At 34.6% G+C, this 1,597-nt stretch carries 1 protein-coding gene; it reads right to left on the reverse strand.

Going from position 1 to position 1,597, the window contains the following annotated elements; all coding sequences use genetic code 11:
• The coding region (locus tag ACY651_RS14285) for a 3-hydroxyacyl-CoA dehydrogenase family protein (protein WP_462253908.1) at nt 1-591 on the reverse strand (591 nt) is incomplete at its 3' end.
• Nucleotides 592-1,597 lie beyond the last annotated feature (1,006 nt).

Here is a 1,597-nt window from a genome sequence, read left to right on the forward strand (position 1 = left end):
GCCTAAATACAGATCACCGTAATTCATCAAAAAATCTACCACTTCCGGATCTGTATGGGGTGTAGGAATAATTTCGAGCAGGCGCAGGTACCTGGGGGGGTTAAAAAAATGAGTGCCACAGAAATGCTTTTTAAAATCTTCACTGCGCCCTTCCGTCATCATGTGGATGGGTATGCCAGATGTGTTGGAAGTGATGAGTGTACCTGGCTTACGATATTTTTCTACTTCTGTAAATACAGACTGTTTAATATCCAATCGCTCTACTACCACTTCAATTACCCAATCGTAGTTGGCAATGTCCTTCATATTATCGGTAAAATTTCCGGTTGAAATACGCTTTACAACATCTGGTGTATATACAGGTGACGGGTTAGATTTAATGGCTGCGGCCAATGCCTCATTAACAATACGGTTTTTAACAGCAGGGTGATCTAATGAGCTTTTTTTTGCTTTCTCTACGTCATTCAACTCACGTGAGGCTATATCTAATAAAAGCACCTGCAGGCCAATACCTGCAAAATGGCAGGCAATGCGGCTGCCCATTACCCCGCTGCCTAATACAGCTACTTTTTTTATAATTCTTTTTGACATACAATAAAATTAGTTAGTTAAACAACTATTTATAATAGCCGAAATTAAGACATTTTATAAAAGCATTCATAAATAAACCAACTAATTATCACAGGCAAAGCAAAGTGGATTTTATAAGTGTGAATTGCAAAATTGCCCAGGGCCTGATTCGTATATGAGAGAAGTTAAACATCCTTTAGAATCATGTAGAGTTACCGGCCTTTAAGAGGTTCAATTTTTTTAAAACTACTTTTCGATTGGATTATTTACTCCCGGATATACTAACATTCTTTTGGAATAAAATGAGTTACAGTCATTTTGATTTTTGTTGCTTTTGTGCAGGGATGTATGATTGTATTTTACAAACAGTGCAGGTAAAGATCCCCATGGGTATGCAGTACAAGAGGGCGATGCAAGGATGCTTATTTGAAAATATAATGCCCGGACAAAAAATAAATTTTGCTTAAAAATTATAGTTAGGAAATTAAAATAAATATTTAAAAAATATAAATGTGGCGCCATTGAGTTAGGGATAAAATTTCTAATTCCAAATGATACGAAAACATTTATTTATGAAGTAAACGTTTTATCTACATTTTATACACTATATTTATCGTGAAATTTATCGCTTACTTTATCACATAAAATTTAAACCCAAATAACTCAATAGTGATTTTACATACTATCCTGAGTAAATGCACGTTTCAGTAAAAGAAAAACAAAGATTCAATAGTTTCAGCCCATACCTTTTGTAAATACATTTTTTTAATTCGTTCCATCTAAAAGTATTAAGCAAAAAAACGCTTTATGGTTATTACTATAAGGCCTGTAACTTAAACAATCCAATTTCGAATGAACCAACTGGCTGCAAGAACAATTTCTATTTCCCCCTCAACACTTTCGGTGAGTTATAATTCATCTGCTATTACAGATGAACCAGCTAACTCAATGGCTGAAGCTGTGATTATTACTGATGCCCGGTTTATTATTCAAGGTTTAAATAAAACGGCTGAAGCTATGTATGGCT

Origin of the sequence: Ferruginibacter sp. (assembly GCF_031391665.1) — a bacterium.
Taxonomy (GTDB): Bacteria; Bacteroidota; Bacteroidia; order Chitinophagales; family Chitinophagaceae; genus Ferruginibacter.